We start from the raw sequence: 17,275 nt of genomic DNA on the forward strand, positions 1-17,275 counted from the left end.
ACTGCTTGCTCCAAAGTTAACATGTTGAGCAGTCCAAAATGACCGCTATATTAACCAAGGGGGTCAGTTTTTAAATGCCATTAGGGGGTCATTTTTACACTGCCGCTAACAATGTGATGCTTCAGCTGGTCAAAGCGTTCCTGCTTATGCTGAATCTCTTCCTTCATTTTGATGAGCTGATCAAACATCAAATTGGCATTTTCATTTTGCGAGAGATCTTCAACGCTTAGTGGTACATGTGCTGGATAGAGTTGCTGAATCGCTTTGGCTGCGGATTCACTGGCATCCACAGATGGTGGAGTATCCGTTTCCACACATTCCCAGAAATAACCCTCTGCCTTAATAATGTGTTGAATCACTGATTCAGAACGGCTGACTTTAAAGATCTTGGTTTCATGCCCACAGATCAGGACACAGACATGCGCTGCCTGTTTACCTGTGACTGCAAGTTGATGCTGCACCTGACAGAGTACGTATAAAGGCACACCATCTCTCCAGAGTTTAGCGCCATGTTCTCCGGCTGTTTTACACTCCAGGATCTGCACGTCATCACTACCCACAACCGCATAATCCAGATTTGCCAACATAAACGACTTATCCGGATCGGGATGCTGAAGCACGGCATTCACTCGTCTCACTTTATTATTGGTGTGCAGACTGTAGTACTCAGCAACCAATGGCTCTAGCTGTTTGCCCCAATACAACGGTGCAACGCCTGAGCTGTCATCATCTATATTCTGCTGAGTTCGACCGGTCTTGATCATCCACAGTTCCAGCATCGACATGTAGGGATTCAATCCACATGCGGTTGCGGCATCACTACTGCCAATGCCTTGCTTACGCACTTCTAGCCATTCTTGGTAATCCATATTTTTAGTATTGGCTAAACGTTTGGCTGTCGCTGTTCGTTTAGCTACGGTATTTGATTCATTCATCTCATTCGGAATTGGGAAATGAGGGAGTTGAGAGGTATTTATCGGTGCAATCTGATTCATCCTTTGATCCTTATAAATAGTGAGGTCTGTAAAAATTTTTGGCATAAAAAAAGCCACATCTGGAGATGTGGCAAAAGGGGATTTTCACTGGAGAAGGATCATCTACATGACCCTTGACCATTATTGTAATAGCACTAGCTTAAATGAAACTTAAACCACTAAGCGAAGCGCCTGTTCTAGTCCACGCTGCTTTAACGCAGCACCAGCACCAAACCAGGCTGAATCGAGACGATGATCAGTACTCATGGCACGACGTTCATGATCGGCAAACTCTGTAATACTGCACAGTAGACCATAAGCAGTATCTTTGGCTGAGCTAAGCTCTGCACCACGACCTTGTCCATTAAACATGTCCATGACTTTAGTCATGGCACGTCCATTCGGTTCAGACTTTTCTTTGGCTGGATTTGGAGTGGCGATATTGCGATAGAACTGAATGATGTTCTCCCCCTGATCTGCAACACTCATGCTGGTATTGTTAAACACTGCATCAAAGAAAGCTGCTGCCTCACCTTGGGTGACTTTACGCTGACTGAGCTGCTTCATCTCATACATGTGTTCATCCCATGTACGAACTGAAATGCCCAATTGCTGCTTAACTTTGTCAGCATCAAACTTGGTACTGTGTGGCACTTTCACCACACCTGCACTGTTGCTTTGTCCGCGTAGGGCAATGGCTAAAGTGTTATTGCAGACTACTCGGATATTGGTAAATTGTGCCGTTGTCGCCAGTGTCCCATCACAGGCTGTTGCCAATAAAATATAACCATTGCTGACATCCTTGCCCTTCAGTGCTGTAGATTGTCCGGTACGGGCCAATGCCCAGAATTTTTTCCCACCTTTAAGTACACCAGCAGTTTCCAGTTCAAAGCCTGATTGTTCAGTCAAATCCCGGTAGAACTCCAGAATCTCCATAGGCTGGACTTCCTGATAACGCTGACTGACCACAGACAAGGGTGCATGAGTATCGGAACGATACAGTACCCGCTGTTCTTCATAAGGCATAATGATGCTCTGCCCGCGTTCATTCTTTGCCATGTAGCTAACATCGGAGGATTCAATTCGCCAATCCATCCCTGCCTGTTTTGCCCAGACTTCAATCGGCTGATTCTGAGTGAGTTGATTCCCTAGACCATGCCAAGGGGTTTCTCCGACATACGCCATTTGTTCAAGTTGATGTGCCATATTTAATATTCCTTAATCTTAAAATTTAAAAATTGAAGATGCTTAGAAGAAAGCATGTGTTGAAAAATGTAAGGTTGTGAGATCAAAGCTAGATCGTATTTAGACCTATGAGGATCTATCGATTAGGCCAATTAAGCAGGCTTTACCCAGGCAAAATGCTGCTGGCAGTCCTGGCAGATAAAATTCATGGCATTACCATAGTGCCGTTCAAAATAATACTGACTGACCACGACCAACACACCACCAATAACCACCCCAACCATCGCACCGGCTAAAGGTGGAGCGCCGGTCTTCTTCGCCATTTTTATTCCGAACAGCGCCATCTTGGCTGGGGAAAGAAAATACCGTAGCTGTTCAAAATACTGTTCATGAGGGTGTCCTGATTCAGTCTGCTTAATATTGGCTGACTGGCAATAAGGACAATGGATGAAAGACATAGATCAATTCCTATTAAAAAACTGGAAGGTCAGGCATAAAAAAACCGCACCCCGAAGGATGCGGTTTTGTCTTTAAGTCAATCGTGACTGGTTTTGTGCTTAGTATTTATTGAAAGCTATAACTAGCATTGCCCTTGTCAGTTTCAACATCCACCTGTACTACATTGCTATATCCACATCCTGTTAACTGCAATTTCAACACCTGCCCCATCTTAAAGAATTGTGGATATTGAATTTTTCTTCGATATCCCTCATAGCTGCATTGACCGTTATTGATCAACACATTTTTTGCTTCGATAGGATCAGGAGAATTGGAGCGAATCGTTAAGACAGTAGCTGTTTGATTTTGAGCATACCAGTTACTCGTATCCTCAACACTCAGTTCAACGGTAAAAGTGTTCGGGTCTAAACTTGAGCTACATCCCGATAACATCCATCCAGAGGTGACCAGGAGAGTGCTAAGCAGAATAGGTTTAATTAAGATATTCATTATAAATGTGTCCTTCACTCGATATTCAGCTGTACCTGTTAAGCTTTAGCAGTAGTTATAACTGACCTGATAATCACCGGTATTGGCATCGATATCGACCATATGGACTTCGCAATCACTGCCAGTATGGAATTTATAGACATAGACACTATGTGAAGGGTCTTCTGTTTCCAGAGCTCCACGCTCTTGCAGGCTAAAATCATTCACAGACTTACCTGTATCTTTAGCAGTCTTCTCAAAAATATAATTTTGATACTGACGAATTTTGGCTTGTTCAAACTCAGGTAAATCCCGATAAGGAATCATGGACTCAATTGTCCCAGTGCTATCCTGATTAAGATCAAATTCAAAACTGAGTAATGCCGGGATCCGTGATTTTTTCTCTGGTGCTACGACCTTCTCTTGAAGATCTGCCTTATCAGTGTTTGTAACCTCATCACCACCCTGAATAATAGTTGATGTTACTGCCTCTTCCCCTTGAGGCACACTGGCTTTAGCAGTGGTTGCAACTGTGTCTGCCTGGCCATTTGACTTGGAATTAAAATAAAAACCAGCCACGACCATGATCGTCATGGCAATAATTGCAGCCAAGCCTAATAAAGTTTTATTATTCATGATCTCACCCGCTTAGTTAGGCACGGTAACTTGGCCATTATTGGCATTGTAGTGAACAAAGCGCGGACAACCACCCTGAAAGTTCACTGTAAAATTTTTCCAGCCACGATTACCAGGATTGGTTTTATAGAGACATTGATAGACTCCATTCCCTGTATGACGCGCTTGAACAAGATAGGATTCACTCGCTTGAGCGAACCAACCTGCTTGCGCGAAAGATGCACCTGCGAGCAATGATGAAATAAGGGCAGTTTTTAGGAAAGTTTTAAACATAATCATTTTCTCTTTTTTATAGGTATCACCAGTTTTTACAAGAACCAGTGTCCCCCATGTCATGAATGGTTGAATGAACATCTATGTTTTTTTGAAGTATTTAGACGGTAAAGCGCCCGGATCTACGGCCCTCAAAACAGCATGAGAGAGTCATCTTCATATCAGTAATATGTAATTGAAAAAGTTTTATTCTTAGAAAGTCATCGATACAGCTATGCTGTTGATTGCATAGCCTTAGGTCTAATCACTAATCGGCACAAATATAAAAAAATAGAAATATAAAGGACAGTATTGATGTAAGCGCATGGCGTACTCCTTTGTTTTAAAAGAATCCTGCCAAATCACTGTCAATTGATGGTGGCAGAACGAAGAAGGGTTGACAGACTGGTAACAAAGAAACCAGCACGCGCAAGCGCGTCCCCCCTCCGCCCTACCGCAAAGAAAGGGGGACGAACGGGTCCACAACATGCAAAATGAAATTTCACATATTGTCTTTGTTAATGGGTCTGTCAAAACCCGCTGACGATGTAGATCAGCAGGCTAAGGATAATCTGCACGTTGTAGAGCGTCAAGCAAGTAAAGGGATATGATATAAAATTTTAGCGTCGCACTGGTGCGCCATCAAACCATTGAAAAGTTTTAGGATAAATACAGATTCTATTCGGAAGTCCATACAGTCCCGTTTGATTTTCGGGCATTTTATTTAACGCACCCAGCGGACATTGTGCTTCTTCTTGAAGAATTCGATCAATCTGAAGTGCTTGCTCAGCATCCAAGCTAGCATGTTGATGATTCTCTTCAGGACACATGCATGCCCCCATATATCCAGTCACCTTCAGCCAACGCTCCCTGATATCATTACAATATCCAAGAGAGTCAGAATAGAGCGATCGGTTAAACGTTAGATAAAAATGAATAATGTAGCGTTGCTGCGCAGCATCCCGCACAATCTGATAAAAACGATAAACCACCTGTGTTCTATACCAAAATGCTGTAGCTAAATTTTTTTGGAAATTTAAAAAATATCGATATAACTGTTGTAAATCGCTAATTTCATTCCCAACTTCATTTAAAGTTAGTTCGAGTTTCAAATCTACAGCATCAGGGTAGATCTGGCTTGTATTGCAATAAGACACTCTCAACTTTTCAATCCGCTTGTCGTATCGCTCATTCTGCTTATTCATTTCTTTAGATAAACAGGTACTTTCAAACAGCATTCTCAATCTTTTTAAGATCTTTTCCGTATAGAAAGCTGAGGTTTTATGCGCTGTCACTTCTAAGAGATTGAGCTGTTCTTCTCTTAATACGCTACAGTAAGCCTGAAAGAACTTATCCACCCAAAATGAAAAGCATAAATGCTCGTTCATACAGGCCGTCATCATTCTACGCCACCCCGTAAAATAACCAGACAGCTTTCGTTTAAACTCCTGATCTATGCTTTTTCGATGCTCCTTATATTCAACACCTTCGGGGATTGGGGTAAATCGAATCCTTTGGTAATACTCTAAAACATCCTGTTCCAAACGGGGTGCTATAATAAACTCAAACTCTGAATGACTCATGTGCTGTCCTATGAATTAATTGACTTCATAGAACTGGTATGTTCATATTTTTTTAAACCAACTCTCCCTTTCCAGCTTTGCTAAAGCGGTTTGACCATTCCAGTCTTTGATTTTCCTATTTGCATCAGTATCAGGAATAGGACGGCCATGATGCTGATAATCCCCCTTATAAAAGGTTTTACGTCCTTGTAGTTTAACTAATAACATTTGGTCATATTTTTCAGGATCACTGAGATACGCAATGGCACATAAAGCATTATTGCATTGTTCCGGCCCCGTTCGACGAGTATCTCCAATCCCTAAACGCCCCTGACCCTCGTAGTTCTTTTTACTATCTGAATGATTGATGTTCCACCCACTCCCCCTGCCTAATGTAATCTCCTTCCACTTATCAATCACTTTCTTGGCAATATAATAATCATTATGATGTTCTGACTTGTTAATCACCAATCCCAAGTGAGTGTGAAACCCATTCGTTATGCCCTGCTCCAATGCGACTGCATAGGTCAACAGCGCATCAAAACAACCATTCTTATCAGTAATCGCATCACGTAGCTTATCGATATGCTGATAGAAGTCATGTACCGTAATATCTCTCAGGTTATCCTTGCTATAGCTCAGATCAACTCGAATCAGCAGCACTGAATAGTATCCCTTAATCGCACCCTCGAACTCCTCAAGTAGACCAACTCGATTCCGTTCTTTTTGGCTATAAAATCTTGTAATATCCTCACGGATGAGCCCTCGATGCGCATGCAAGATTCGTCTTACCCCCTTAATCTCACCTATAGAAAACTCTGATAGATATTCACCAAAACTGAGCATTCCACGCTGGCTATTAACAAACTCAGTGACTGCGATAAATGCCCTAATCGATGCTGCGTACTCAACACCTTCCTGTTTAAATACTTCAAATGCACTCCATAAGCGTTCTAGATTGAAAATAAACGCTCCATTCGGCATATCCAAATTAAGACATACGTCGACAAAGGTATGAATGGCATACATGACGCCTGCCTGATGATCTAAATCGAATTGAAACACTTTAATTTCCTTAACTATGATTAGCGTCATAGTTAAGCAATAGACTTATTTTTTTAAGTTAAGTCATGATCTAAAGAAGGCATATATAACTGATCAAGTGTTAGCAAATATCTAATGATGATTTTATTCTGTCGATGTTACAAACTAACAGGTCAATTCAGCCAAGGAGTTCATTCATTTTTACTTTATCTATTTGTTATTGTTATAGATATAAAAATAATACTTATTGTTATTGATATTATCTATAATAATAGAAAAAACCGCCTTATTGTACGAACAACCAACATAGCCTAGCCGCATAATCCAACTTTTAAACTCTCGACAAGGCTATTAGATTTTAAGATTTGTTCATTACGATAGTTAAGTCATAAAGTTCTATTTGCGCTTCTTGTAGACCTTTATTCCTTTCACAACTTTTTTGAGGGAAATTGGTGTAAGTATAAAATATTGAAATCTATGGCTTACTTCATAAAACCACTTATACACAATTTCTTTTGTGATCTCTTTAACTGGCTGTAAATTATTAAAATTGATAATTTCCGATTGTATTGGAATTTTTTGTATACCAACCTTTGCAATGTCATCCCCACAGTTCTGATTATATCTATCAAATACAGCTTCTAATTTTGAAAAATACTTCTGCTTAAAAGTATGCCCTAAAATTTCTGAGGACTGGTCATACTCGACATAGTGTGTGTCTAATGAAAATAAAATCTTAAATTGATACTCTCTCTCCCCAATATCCACATTTTGAAAAACACACCAATGGCCTAGATAAGCATAAATTTTTGACCCTTCTGATTTTTTCAGTAAATCAATTGAATTACGGACTGCAGAATCTATAGCTTCAAAATTTTCAACAAAATTAGAACATTTCACTTTAAATCCGATAAAAATATGTGTCCCATCAAAGCCTTTTTGTTCAGACCAGTAATCTATATAAGACCGATAAGCTTTTTTACTTTGCGCTTGCTGGGAAGTTAACGTTGCTTGAACTTTGCTGTTTTTATTTTTTGGAATCAGTATATTTTTAATGTAGTTACATCGATTCAAGGATCCACACCCTTTTTTCGGTAACTCTTCTACAAACCCTAGAAGTTGATCCAAATCTCTTGATAAGATATTACGTATATTATCAATTAGTTGCGATCTTTCCTCATAAGGAGATACGACCTGTGTGTGAAATCTATCTCTATTGATTAAAATTGATTTGATAGCAACATAAAGGGTTAAGACTCTAATACTAAATATAAAGCCATATTTAGCAAAAATTGCACTTAAGCCATCAAAATGTGTTTTTAGATCAACAAATTCAAAGAACAATTCATATAGCTGATTAAGGTCGGTTCCTACAGATCTAGTCCCTCCGTACGCTGGCTGAGAAATACCTTGCTTCCATTCTCCTGCTATATACACAAACATTTCAGCTTTCAAGAGCAAATCGATCGACTCGTATGCAAAGTCTGCTGGATAAGTTCTTTGCAAATCATTTGCCAAAAAACCATAACAGATTTCAATTTCCTCTAATTTTGTTTTCACCATTTGAGTCAGAGTGAACTTTTTAGCGATCGTACTGAAAAAATTTATTGTGCTACTTTTAGGCTTTTTTACAACCTTACGCTTTGTCTTGAAGCTTTTTGTATTAAATGGAATCAGTTCGTTTTTAGGATCAGGATAGTAATGTGCATTACCACCAGGTAACTCTTTGCCTGCAACCATGACCTTAAATAAATTAGTCTGATTCGCCATGTAATTCAGTGTAAATCGTACAAAATTAGTATAGCGTGCAGAATCTTTCCTCAACATTCCCTCGGTCACAAGATTAGACCATTGATGATTTTCTACACGTTGCACATAAGGATGAGTAATTGTAATTTGATCTGGGTATGAACTATTTCTTTCATAATATGTCAGCTCATTAAAGGTGCTATACCAAACTTTCTGAATTTGAGACGCCATCATTGATAAGGTAATGTGATCTTTATTCTTGAAGATGAAAATTCCAAAAACATTAAAGGTTGAATTCACGCCATATTCTATTTTGTTAAAATTGGTGAGCAACCCGTCTACGTGATCTAATTTTTTCAAAAATTTTTGTAAGTGTTTTTCACAGCGTTCTCTCGCATGTTGTAATGATTCAACAGAAAGACCAAGTACAAAAGAAGGTTTAGGATCTACATACAGCAAGTTTAAGCTTATAAACTTTAATGACTTTGAATATTTAAAACACGCATCCAACCGTTCTTTAAAATGACCAATACAATCATCCATATTGACCAAAAAACCATCTGTTACAGAAATCTGCTGGCGGATGAAGCTAGATGATTTTGTATCAATATTTTCTCTAGGAAAGTTAGCTTTAATAAGTTGGCTTAAGTAATGATCGATTTTTTGCCGAAAAACATCTGGATACAGAATTTGAGCTGGTAGAAAGAGAGCGCCATTCAAAAGCGAGCCCAGAGGTATCTCAGATCTACATTCTAAATCGCCCCTCGGAACACCAACACTATTATAAATAGAATCTAGTAGTTGGTTTTCAAACTGATTAGAAATATATTCCCCATAGGCTTTTAATAAGCTAAACTCGTAAAGACACTGAAGCATTTGCCACCGTGAATTTGACAGTGGCAATCTGCTTTCACATTGAAAATTCGAATCACTATAATAAAAATCACTTTTCCTGATTCTCCTCCAAAATCTCAAAATCTCAGAAATTTCCTTAATCCGTTGTTGGCAACTAATCTGCTGAACCACCACTATTCCCCCAAAAATAAATTAAAACCTATATCGCTTTATTACCAATCTTATTTTCAATTTAAGACCCTATCTTCACTCTATCAAATTTTATTTTTAAACACACCCTAACCATCAGAAATTTAAATTTCATCTTTGCTTAATTCACCAATAAGTGTCTAAAAGACATCATTCAAACGTAAAAAAACGGACATCATGTGTCCGTTTTTTCAGCTAATAGTATTGTTTGCTTAAAGCCATTCTTTAACCTTTTCCCCATACCACTCCATCAACCCTACCCTCTCATCCCAGTATTGCGCTCGGTTATATGCAGAGCGAATTCTATTCTGAGGTACATGAGCAAGCTGGCGCTCAATTGCATCAGGATTGAATAAATTTGATTCATTAAGCACAGTACTGAATAAAGATCTAAAACCATGTGTGGTCATCCGACCTGCATAGCCCGAACGCTTGATTACGGCCAAAATAGACTCGCTACGCATAGGTTCTTTGTTATTTAAACGATGTGGAAATAGCAGTTCCTGATTATGGGTAAGTCTCAAAGCCTGAAGCTCGGCAATCATCATGTCCGTCAACGGTACACGATGTGGAAGACGGTTCTTCATCCGCTCTTCAGGGATATCCCACTTACGCCCTTCCAGATCAAATTCCTCCCAGCGTGATTGCAGCAATTCACTAACTCGAACGCCTGTCAGCATGATCAGAATAATGGCATGATGTGTTTGAGCATCACTTGGGTATGCTCTTACCTTTCTTAAAAATTCAGGCATTTCAGAGGCAGTAAGCGAAGCCAGATTTTTGACTCTTTTGTTCTTGAGGGCATAAACCAGATCACCTGCCGGATTATCATAGCGGTATCCATGTGCAATGGCATATTTCATGACCATGCCGCAACGAGACAAGGTACGTTTTGCAATTTCAAACGCCCCTCTAGCTTCAATCTTCTTAATGATCTGCAGAATCTCAGGTGCCTGAATTTGATTAATACGCTTATTAGCAAGAGCAATATAAAGCTCATCCAAGGAAGCCCGAACATTACTAATATGTTTGGATGACCAGGTTTCTTTTTGATTATTGAACCAATCCTCTGCGACTTCCTTAAAATAAGGCTGCTCCTGCTCAACCTCAGTTGTATTTTTGAGTTTGTATCTCAGATCAAGCGCGATCTCCCGTGCACGCTTTAAACTTAGCTCAGGATAGATACCTAATGCTTTGGACTTCCTTTGTCCATTTTCCGTGTATCTGATAGACCAATATTTTTTGCCATTCGGATCGATTCGTAAAGACAGACCATTAATATCAGAAAGGCGATACTGTTTTTCCTGCGGTAGTGCTTTTTTACATTGCACATCAGTAAGTGACATATCTTTGTCCCACATAATTAAACTTATTTAGTGGGTCAAATTGTCCCAATTTTGACCCACATAAAGCAAAAATAGGGTCAAACAGCTTAGGATAGGGTCGGACAATACAGCCAATAAAAAAGCCTTTAAACATTGAGTTTAAAGGCTTTTTCAGATTCCGACGGATTACTTCGGAAAGAATTTTGGTGGAGGTGGCGGGAGTTGAACCCGCGTCCGCCAGCACTACGCTCGAGAATACTACATGCTTAGATATCGTCTATTGTTTTAACTCTTTGTGACCCGACGAACAGGGTACAAATCGCGATCCTCTTAATTTAGTACAAAGCCCCGAGGCTTGGCTTTATACGGACTTGTGTGCGTGCGCTTCAGTCGGACTCTCTAACCACAAGTATTCGGAGAGGCGGACAAGCTGCCCTTAGGCAGCTAGAGCGTATGATTCGTCGTTTGCGACTAAAAAATGCAAATTTGATTTACGAGAGAAAATGCGCTCTCGGCATGCATCTATGAGTTTCATCACCAGCGTCGAAGCCAGAAACACCCCCAAAGTACAGAGTAATCATAACATAAAAAAAGCTGATTACGAGCACTATCCACTGAATTTAGCTACCAAATACAAACACTGCTGACTATATCGACAAAGTTTCATGCCTTATATAAACACATCAAGATAAAAGCTGAGTAACCCATTATTTAATCCAACATTATTTTAGCGATAACTGATTTGCAAAGTCGCTTGAGCATTTACCTTCCCCACCAATGCAGGCCCTTCTGCCAAGTAATACCGTGCTGAATAGCGTTTTGATGCCGTTTTACCCTGAATTGGTGTGGTTAGATCATAAGTCTGTCCAATAGAAATCGGTTGATCATGCTCATCTCGAATCTGTATACCGACATTAGTTATACCTACAGTTTTTGCAGATGATAAATAACCGATGTTATTCATGTTATCGAGCTGGTTATTGTCTTGCCAAATTGCATTCAAGGTACGCTGATTCAAATAGGCGCTACATTGCACATCAAGATCAAAATAACGAGGATTTCCTACATTCGTTGGGCGATCATGATGAAATGCCGATACAGCAACTTCATCCAAAATCACAGTTTGATCTTTCACGGTACATGTGCCGCGTTGAAACTCAATTCCTGACAGATATAGATCAATTTGCGGTGCGATACTCGGTGACCAAATGCTATTCCCATCTTGGGAAGAGTGTTGAATATTCAGCTGTCCAAGATTCAACTGAATGGGCAAAATAACTAGCTCATTTACAATGGTATCGTTCGTTGGCAAGGCATCAAAATAGAATTGTATATTACTCAAGCCTATAGATAAGTTATATCGCTCCATGTCTATTTCATTTTGAGCATAAGGCAACAGATTTAAATTTTGTGTACTGTCACTAACTTGAACCGACGTTAACTTATCCAAAATACGGGTCGAAAATGCAAGATAAGCATGTTGGATCAGATATTCAATTGCGGCACTGCCTGATGTTCGTCCTGCAACGGAACGAATTTTATAATAGTAATACTGGCCATCTTGCCGACTATACCCGACATCTAGATCACTTTGCTGTGACATTTGAAAACCAACACTCAGCAATGATTTGCCTTGGCAATCTATTAAAATATTGCTGTGATTTGGCACATCAATTGGAGTCATGGTCGTCGCAGTTTTCGGGAGAATTGATATTGAAGATGCTTGAAATTTTACATCTATCGTTGTCATACAACCTAAGTGATCCTCTGCCCATGTTGCAGTCGTTAGCACTGTTGCTAGTATGCAACCAAACATCACTATAAATTTCTTCATGACTGACAACGTGCTTCGATCATTTTTAAAGGTGCATCATCGGCACTGTTATCCACCTGAATCGCATCTAGCACACATTGTTGGTGAGCCAAACTCCCCCAACGTAAACGCACACCTTGTTTCAGGAACTTACGATTCTGCAAGAAAACTTGATTGGCTTGCCCTGCCAATCCAAAAGTTTCACCGTGTTCTGTTTCAATCGTGGCCCCCAAAGGAATATCAAGTTTGCTATCGCTTTCAAGCATCAATACCATATTTTCCCGCTGCTCGGCTTTAAAGACCACCAAAGCTGAACTATAACGACGTGGATAATACTCATATTCAAGCACATCTAAATGCACACTTAAAGGCAACATCGTTGGGTTAAAATTAATATGATTCGATGTATATGGATTTAAATTGCTATAAATGGTATTTCCCCAACGGTCATATCCTTCACCCCATTTTTTTGTGCTCTTTAAATCATTATTGGTTTCAATATGCCCAATCGCAAAGGTTTCTCCCACTGGCTTCCCCAATGTCACACCATAACGATGAATCACCATGGCACCCCCACTGCTGAACGATATTTGGCGGTCTGCATCTGATTGGCTGTAGGCCATATTGGCTTGAACTTTACTGCCACTAAAACTCAGACTCGTGCCAAGGTTGGAACTTACCATTTCATCTACCTCAGAATAGCCTGCATTGAGGGTATAATTCCAAAGACCGCTGTCCCCTAAACGATTATTCAAGTTCATGGTGCTTTTCAGGGATTTTTGTGTGTATGTTTGCTGCTGAATATTGGCACTGACTTTTGCAGAACCAACAGGCAAACTCAGGCTTAAAAATAGGTTTCGATCTGCTAGTTGTGCTGATGTTTTGCTTTGGCTATAACTCAAACTATATTGGACCTTGCGCCACGCCTTGGCATAACTGAGTTGTAATTGCTGCGATTGATTGCTGCTATTCCAATAATTTTGCCACAGCCCACTCAGCGCTAAAGTCCCTCGCCCCTCGGTCAAACTTTGATTTAAACTCACCCGAACATCTTGCTTTAAACTTTGTGCAGGCGTTCTGTCATCTTCTTTTGTAACAACCCTGGCTTGCAATGCTGTCGAAAATACTGGAAATTCAGGTGAATGTTGTGCTGCACTCAGATTAATACTGCTACCCCATTGTGCAGGCTGTGTTTGATAATTTACTTGGAACTTATAGCCCTGCTGAGACAATTGTTCAGCCTGTGCATAATCCAATTTAAAGGCAAAACCACCTATCAGATAATTATAAATCGCTCCCCAGGTTGCCCCGAGATACCCTTCAGCATAGCTCAGCCCACTGGATAGACTCATATTATGGCGATACCCATATTCCATTTCACTTTGAAATACAGGTACTGAAGTATGTTCAATTTGATCTATAAAATTGCCTAGGGCGTGTCCTCATTTGAAGAATTGGTTTTAAATACTTAAAATCCTCCTTTGAGTTATTTTTATTTCTATATTTTCAATGGCACGTACTCTTCTTACCGATGATATCTGGCAGCAAATTCAAGATACTATGCGATTACATGGTTGCTACCGTTCAAAGAATAGTAGAAATATCATGGAAGCGATCTTATGGAAACTGCGTACAGGCGCCACATGGCGTGATATTCCTCAAGAATTTTGTCCTTGGCAAACTGCTTATAATCGTTTTAATCGTTGGGCAAGCAAGGGATTGTGGAATAAATTTTTTTTAGATTACGAGGCGTCTTGGATCAAGAATGGGTATTCATTGACGGAAGCTACATACGCGTGCATCAACATGCAAGTGGAGCTCGGAATGGTTTCGAAAGAGCAATTGGACAATCACGTGGTGGACGAACAACAAAAATACATCTTGCAACCGACGCGAATGGATTACCGATTGATTTTAAAATCACTGGGGGTGGCGTCCACGACAGTCAAGTTGCAAAACAACTGATTGATACTGTAGGCGAGGCAACTTATCTCATTGCTGATAAGGGGTATGATGCTGAGCACATTAGAATATATGCCCAGAACAAGGATATGATTCCCATCATTCCAATGAGATCAAATAGTAAAAGATCGAATAAGGAGTTTGATAAATATCTATATAAATTAAGACATTTAGTTGAAAATGTGTTTGCGAGATTGAAGCATTTCCGAGCGATTGCAACCCGATTTGATAAGCTTGCACGAAATTACCAGTCTATGATTTACATTGCTTGCATATTTATTTGGTGTAAAGCCAAATGAGGACACGCCCTAGTGCGACTCGATAATTTAATTGTTTTTGTCGCAGTAAATTCAGCTGCATTGCATACGGCACAACAAAACGTCGCACATTCTGATTGGTCTCATGGATCTCGACCAATAAATCTCCTTGTCGATTAAGTCCTCGCAATTGATCAATGCGAAATGGGCCCGGTGTAACACTTTTTTCAACCACCAAACGTTCATTTTGAAAAACTTTGACTAAAGCATGTGTCTGGGCAATATTTTCAATAATCGGTGAATAATAACGCTCAGTCTCTGGACGCATCATTGGGTCACTTTCTAGCATCATGCCAAACACAGGAACACTGTTACTACCTGACATGGTTAAATGACCTAAACTCATACGGGCTTTTTGCGCCAAAAGGTCACGGTAGACTGTATAAGTTCCTGATTCGTATTCACTCACATGATTTTGAAGTGAAAATACCCCTTGATGACGTAAGTACCATCCATACAGATTCAAACCACTTTGTAAGCCCACAAAGTGTTGCTCATTCACATTGTCATATTGCAGCTGTTCTGAACGACTATAGTTGTAACTCACATTGGTGAAAAAACTATTGGCACCTTGCTGGATGTGTTGTTTTTCCAGGTTTGGATTTATTAACATCACTGTCGGTACAGTTAAATTGACTTTTAATGCCTGTTGCAGAATTTCATAACTAAAATACGGACTAATTTCACGAGAAAATAAGCAATCGCCCGCATCGTTAAATATGAGTGTGTCAGTACGAATGCCTAATTGTTGGAGTTGTAATTGCCCCAAACATAATTCAGGCTTCTGGCTTTCAGGATGAATTTTCAGCTCAAATAATTGTTGTGGATATTCTTTCTGATTGACTGTCGCATTCCACAGATATTGCCCTGCTTCGATATGATTCTGATCTTGGAATTGTGAAATATCGAGCTGTTTATTTTCTTCACCAAACAGCGACACCCCCTGAAATAGAAACTCTTCCTCAGGAGGTGATATTGTATCGGCATAACAAAGTTGGATACTGCATCCCATGGCCATTAAATGAAGTGGATGCATTTTAAAAGGCATGTTTATTAACGAATGTCTGCCTCAAATGCCTCATTGCCGCCAAGGTCATTAATCACTTCATAACTGACCTGCTGCAAAGGCACATCAAATGGTTTCATACTAATGCTTTGCGAGGCGAAAGGTGCAACCATCACATCACCACCATAGACAATATCTTTACCTGTCACAGGCTTGAAATTTAGACGATCAAAGGTGATGTAATAAGGTGAAGGATTGCTAATTTCGATACTTTTTTGACCAAGCTGCTGTGTAAATGTGACCGACTTAAACGCATCTTTTTGTGTCATACTTAAATTCGTTGGTCTATAGAACAGCTTTAACCGACTCCGCACACTAAATTGCAAAATGTTTTTATCTGCATCCGCTTTAGATAATGCTGGGATATCAAGTAAATTAAACCAATATAAACTTTCACGGTCTTGTGCCATGTTCATATTCTGCTTCAGCATGAGACGGACAACTTGATTTGCTTTTGCATTTACTCGACTTACTGGTGGAGTCAATAAGAAGGGATTATCTTTTGCTGCAGGGATAACTTTTGGATCCCCATTGTCCGTCCATACTTGTGCCAAGGCAGGTTTGTCCGTCTGATTACTCATATAGACGTTTACACTGACTTCATTAGCGGGATAAATTACACGCGTACCGGTTAAAGAGATACCAGCCCATACCGATGTATTAAACAGAGTAATAGCAAAAACCAAAAGAACCGTGCGCATGCTTTTCCCAGACCTAAATTACTTATAAAGCATTTCAAAAGTTAAGCTGGCTTGCACTTCTTGAGCTTTTACGTTATCCGTTAATGAAATTAAACCTGCTTCAAAATTCAAAATATTTGACTCTGAAGAAATCGCAATTTCTTTATCTTCATCAAGATTCAAGTCTAATTTTTTACCATCAGCATTTTGAATTACTACAGCAATTGTAGCTTCTTGTTCATTTGCATCATTTTTATTTTTTAAATAGCCTTCTTTTGTCAACTCACTAGCTGAGTTAGTAATTTTAACATTTGGAGTCCAGTTGCCATCGGCATTTAATGTTTTAGCTACGGATGGACAAGTGACATCTGCTTTTGCTTGATCAGCACCAGTTTGCAAAAGTGACAAATTAAATGACTTTAGACCTAGCACTGTTCCTATTTTGCTAAAATTAGAAGTCGCAATATCATCGAACTTAATTGCATCATTTGATGCTTTAACAATACAAGTCGGCATTTTAATGCTACCTGTAAACTCAATTTGTGCAGCTCCCGTTTCAGCATTTACTTGAGCAGCAAAAATAGCAGAGAGAGAGAAAGCAAGGAGATGTTGAATTTTAATCATGAATTTAGGGTCTGTTGACATTTACTGTTCATAATTAACCCTATAAAGGTAGCCATAAAAATATACAGGCTAAAGCAACAGAACTTTGATAATTTCTTTTGAGCTTGTCATATCG

At 39.6% G+C, this 17,275-nt stretch carries 15 protein-coding genes, 1 other RNA gene and 2 pseudogenes; 1 reads left to right on the top strand and 17 read right to left on the bottom strand.

What is annotated here, in order from left to right; translation table 11 throughout:
• Positions 1-110 precede the first annotated feature (110 nt).
• From WFH18_RS13425 to WFH18_RS13485, 13 genes and pseudogenes are all read right to left on the bottom strand, one after another.
• Positions 111-935: pseudogene (locus tag WFH18_RS13425) on the bottom strand (YqaJ viral recombinase family nuclease); the annotation flags it as partial.
• 210 nt (positions 936-1,145) lie between these two features.
• On the bottom strand, positions 1,146-2,180 hold the full coding sequence (locus WFH18_RS13430) for a DUF932 domain-containing protein (protein ID WP_336755029.1): 1,035 nt from the start codon (positions 2,178-2,180) through the stop codon (positions 1,146-1,148).
• A gap of 131 nt (positions 2,181-2,311) precedes the next feature.
• Positions 2,312-2,617 carry a hypothetical protein gene (locus WFH18_RS13435; protein WP_005172276.1) on the bottom strand — a complete coding sequence of 102 codons (306 nt, stop codon included), beginning with the start codon at positions 2,615-2,617 and terminating at the stop codon, positions 2,312-2,314.
• A gap of 106 nt (positions 2,618-2,723) precedes the next feature.
• On the bottom strand, positions 2,724-3,107 hold the full coding sequence (locus WFH18_RS13440) for a hypothetical protein (RefSeq protein WP_224216917.1): 384 nt from the start codon (positions 3,105-3,107) through the stop codon (positions 2,724-2,726).
• 45 nt (positions 3,108-3,152) lie between these two features.
• The gene (locus tag WFH18_RS13445; protein ID WP_125274920.1) at positions 3,153-3,722 is read right to left on the bottom strand and encodes a hypothetical protein; all 570 of its coding nucleotides are present in this window, start codon (positions 3,720-3,722) and stop codon (positions 3,153-3,155) included.
• 12 nt (positions 3,723-3,734) lie between these two features.
• Complete coding sequence (locus tag WFH18_RS13450) at positions 3,735-3,995, bottom strand: hypothetical protein (RefSeq protein WP_086044914.1); 261 nt, start codon at positions 3,993-3,995, stop codon at positions 3,735-3,737.
• Between the two features lie 599 nt (positions 3,996-4,594).
• A complete protein-coding gene (locus tag WFH18_RS13455; RefSeq protein ID WP_086044080.1) occupies positions 4,595-5,557 on the bottom strand; it encodes a hypothetical protein in 963 nt (320 codons plus the stop codon).
• Between the two features lie 42 nt (positions 5,558-5,599).
• A complete protein-coding gene (locus WFH18_RS13460) occupies positions 5,600-6,601 on the bottom strand; it encodes an inovirus-type Gp2 protein (RefSeq protein WP_086044915.1) in 1,002 nt (333 codons plus the stop codon).
• 375 nt (positions 6,602-6,976) lie between these two features.
• Positions 6,977-9,355, bottom strand: a complete 2,379-nt coding sequence (locus WFH18_RS13465) for a hypothetical protein (RefSeq protein WP_224216919.1) — start codon at positions 9,353-9,355, stop codon at positions 6,977-6,979.
• Positions 9,356-9,585: 230 nt separating this feature from the next.
• Positions 9,586-10,719, bottom strand: a complete 1,134-nt coding sequence (locus tag WFH18_RS13470; RefSeq protein ID WP_336755033.1) for a tyrosine-type recombinase/integrase — start codon at positions 10,717-10,719, stop codon at positions 9,586-9,588.
• A gap of 183 nt (positions 10,720-10,902) precedes the next feature.
• Positions 10,903-11,261: a transfer-messenger RNA gene (gene ssrA / locus WFH18_RS13475) on the bottom strand.
• A 164-nt stretch (positions 11,262-11,425) separates the two neighbouring features.
• Positions 11,426-12,448, bottom strand: a complete 1,023-nt coding sequence (locus WFH18_RS13480) for a fimbrial protein (protein WP_305177568.1) — start codon at positions 12,446-12,448, stop codon at positions 11,426-11,428.
• 80 nt (positions 12,449-12,528) lie between these two features.
• Entirely contained in the window at positions 12,529-13,932 is a 1,404-nt protein-coding gene (locus WFH18_RS13485; protein WP_336755036.1) for a fimbria/pilus outer membrane usher protein, read from the bottom strand.
• Positions 13,933-14,020: 88 nt separating this feature from the next.
• Between WFH18_RS13485 and WFH18_RS13490 the strand changes: the two genes are divergently transcribed.
• Positions 14,021-14,772, top strand: a protein-coding gene (locus tag WFH18_RS13490) for an IS5 family transposase (RefSeq protein ID WP_228738633.1) whose coding sequence is annotated in 2 segments (ribosomal slippage) — positions 14,021-14,255 and positions 14,255-14,772 — 753 coding nt in all. Because the reading frame shifts where the segments join, the coding sequence is not laid out codon by codon here.
• Here WFH18_RS13490 and WFH18_RS13495 read toward each other — a convergent pair.
• The 4 genes and pseudogenes from WFH18_RS13495 to WFH18_RS13510 all read right to left on the bottom strand — a co-directional run.
• On the bottom strand, positions 14,750-15,826 hold the full coding sequence (locus tag WFH18_RS13495) for a fimbria/pilus outer membrane usher protein (protein ID WP_305177567.1): 1,077 nt from the start codon (positions 15,824-15,826) through the stop codon (positions 14,750-14,752). The genes WFH18_RS13490 and WFH18_RS13495 overlap by 23 nt on opposite strands.
• 17 nt (positions 15,827-15,843) lie before the next feature.
• Entirely contained in the window at positions 15,844-16,557 is a 714-nt protein-coding gene (locus WFH18_RS13500; protein ID WP_305177566.1) for a fimbrial biogenesis chaperone, read from the bottom strand.
• 18 nt (positions 16,558-16,575) lie between these two features.
• Positions 16,576-17,181 carry a fimbrial protein gene (locus tag WFH18_RS13505; protein ID WP_305177565.1) on the bottom strand — a complete coding sequence of 202 codons (606 nt, stop codon included), beginning with the start codon at positions 17,179-17,181 and terminating at the stop codon, positions 16,576-16,578.
• A pseudogene (locus tag WFH18_RS13510) lies at positions 17,182-17,275 on the bottom strand (IS5/IS1182 family transposase); the annotation flags it as partial.

The sequence above is a fragment of the Acinetobacter sp. USHLN143 genome (assembly GCF_037145695.1).
In the GTDB taxonomy this organism is placed as follows: Bacteria; Pseudomonadota; Gammaproteobacteria; order Pseudomonadales; family Moraxellaceae; genus Acinetobacter; species Acinetobacter fasciculus.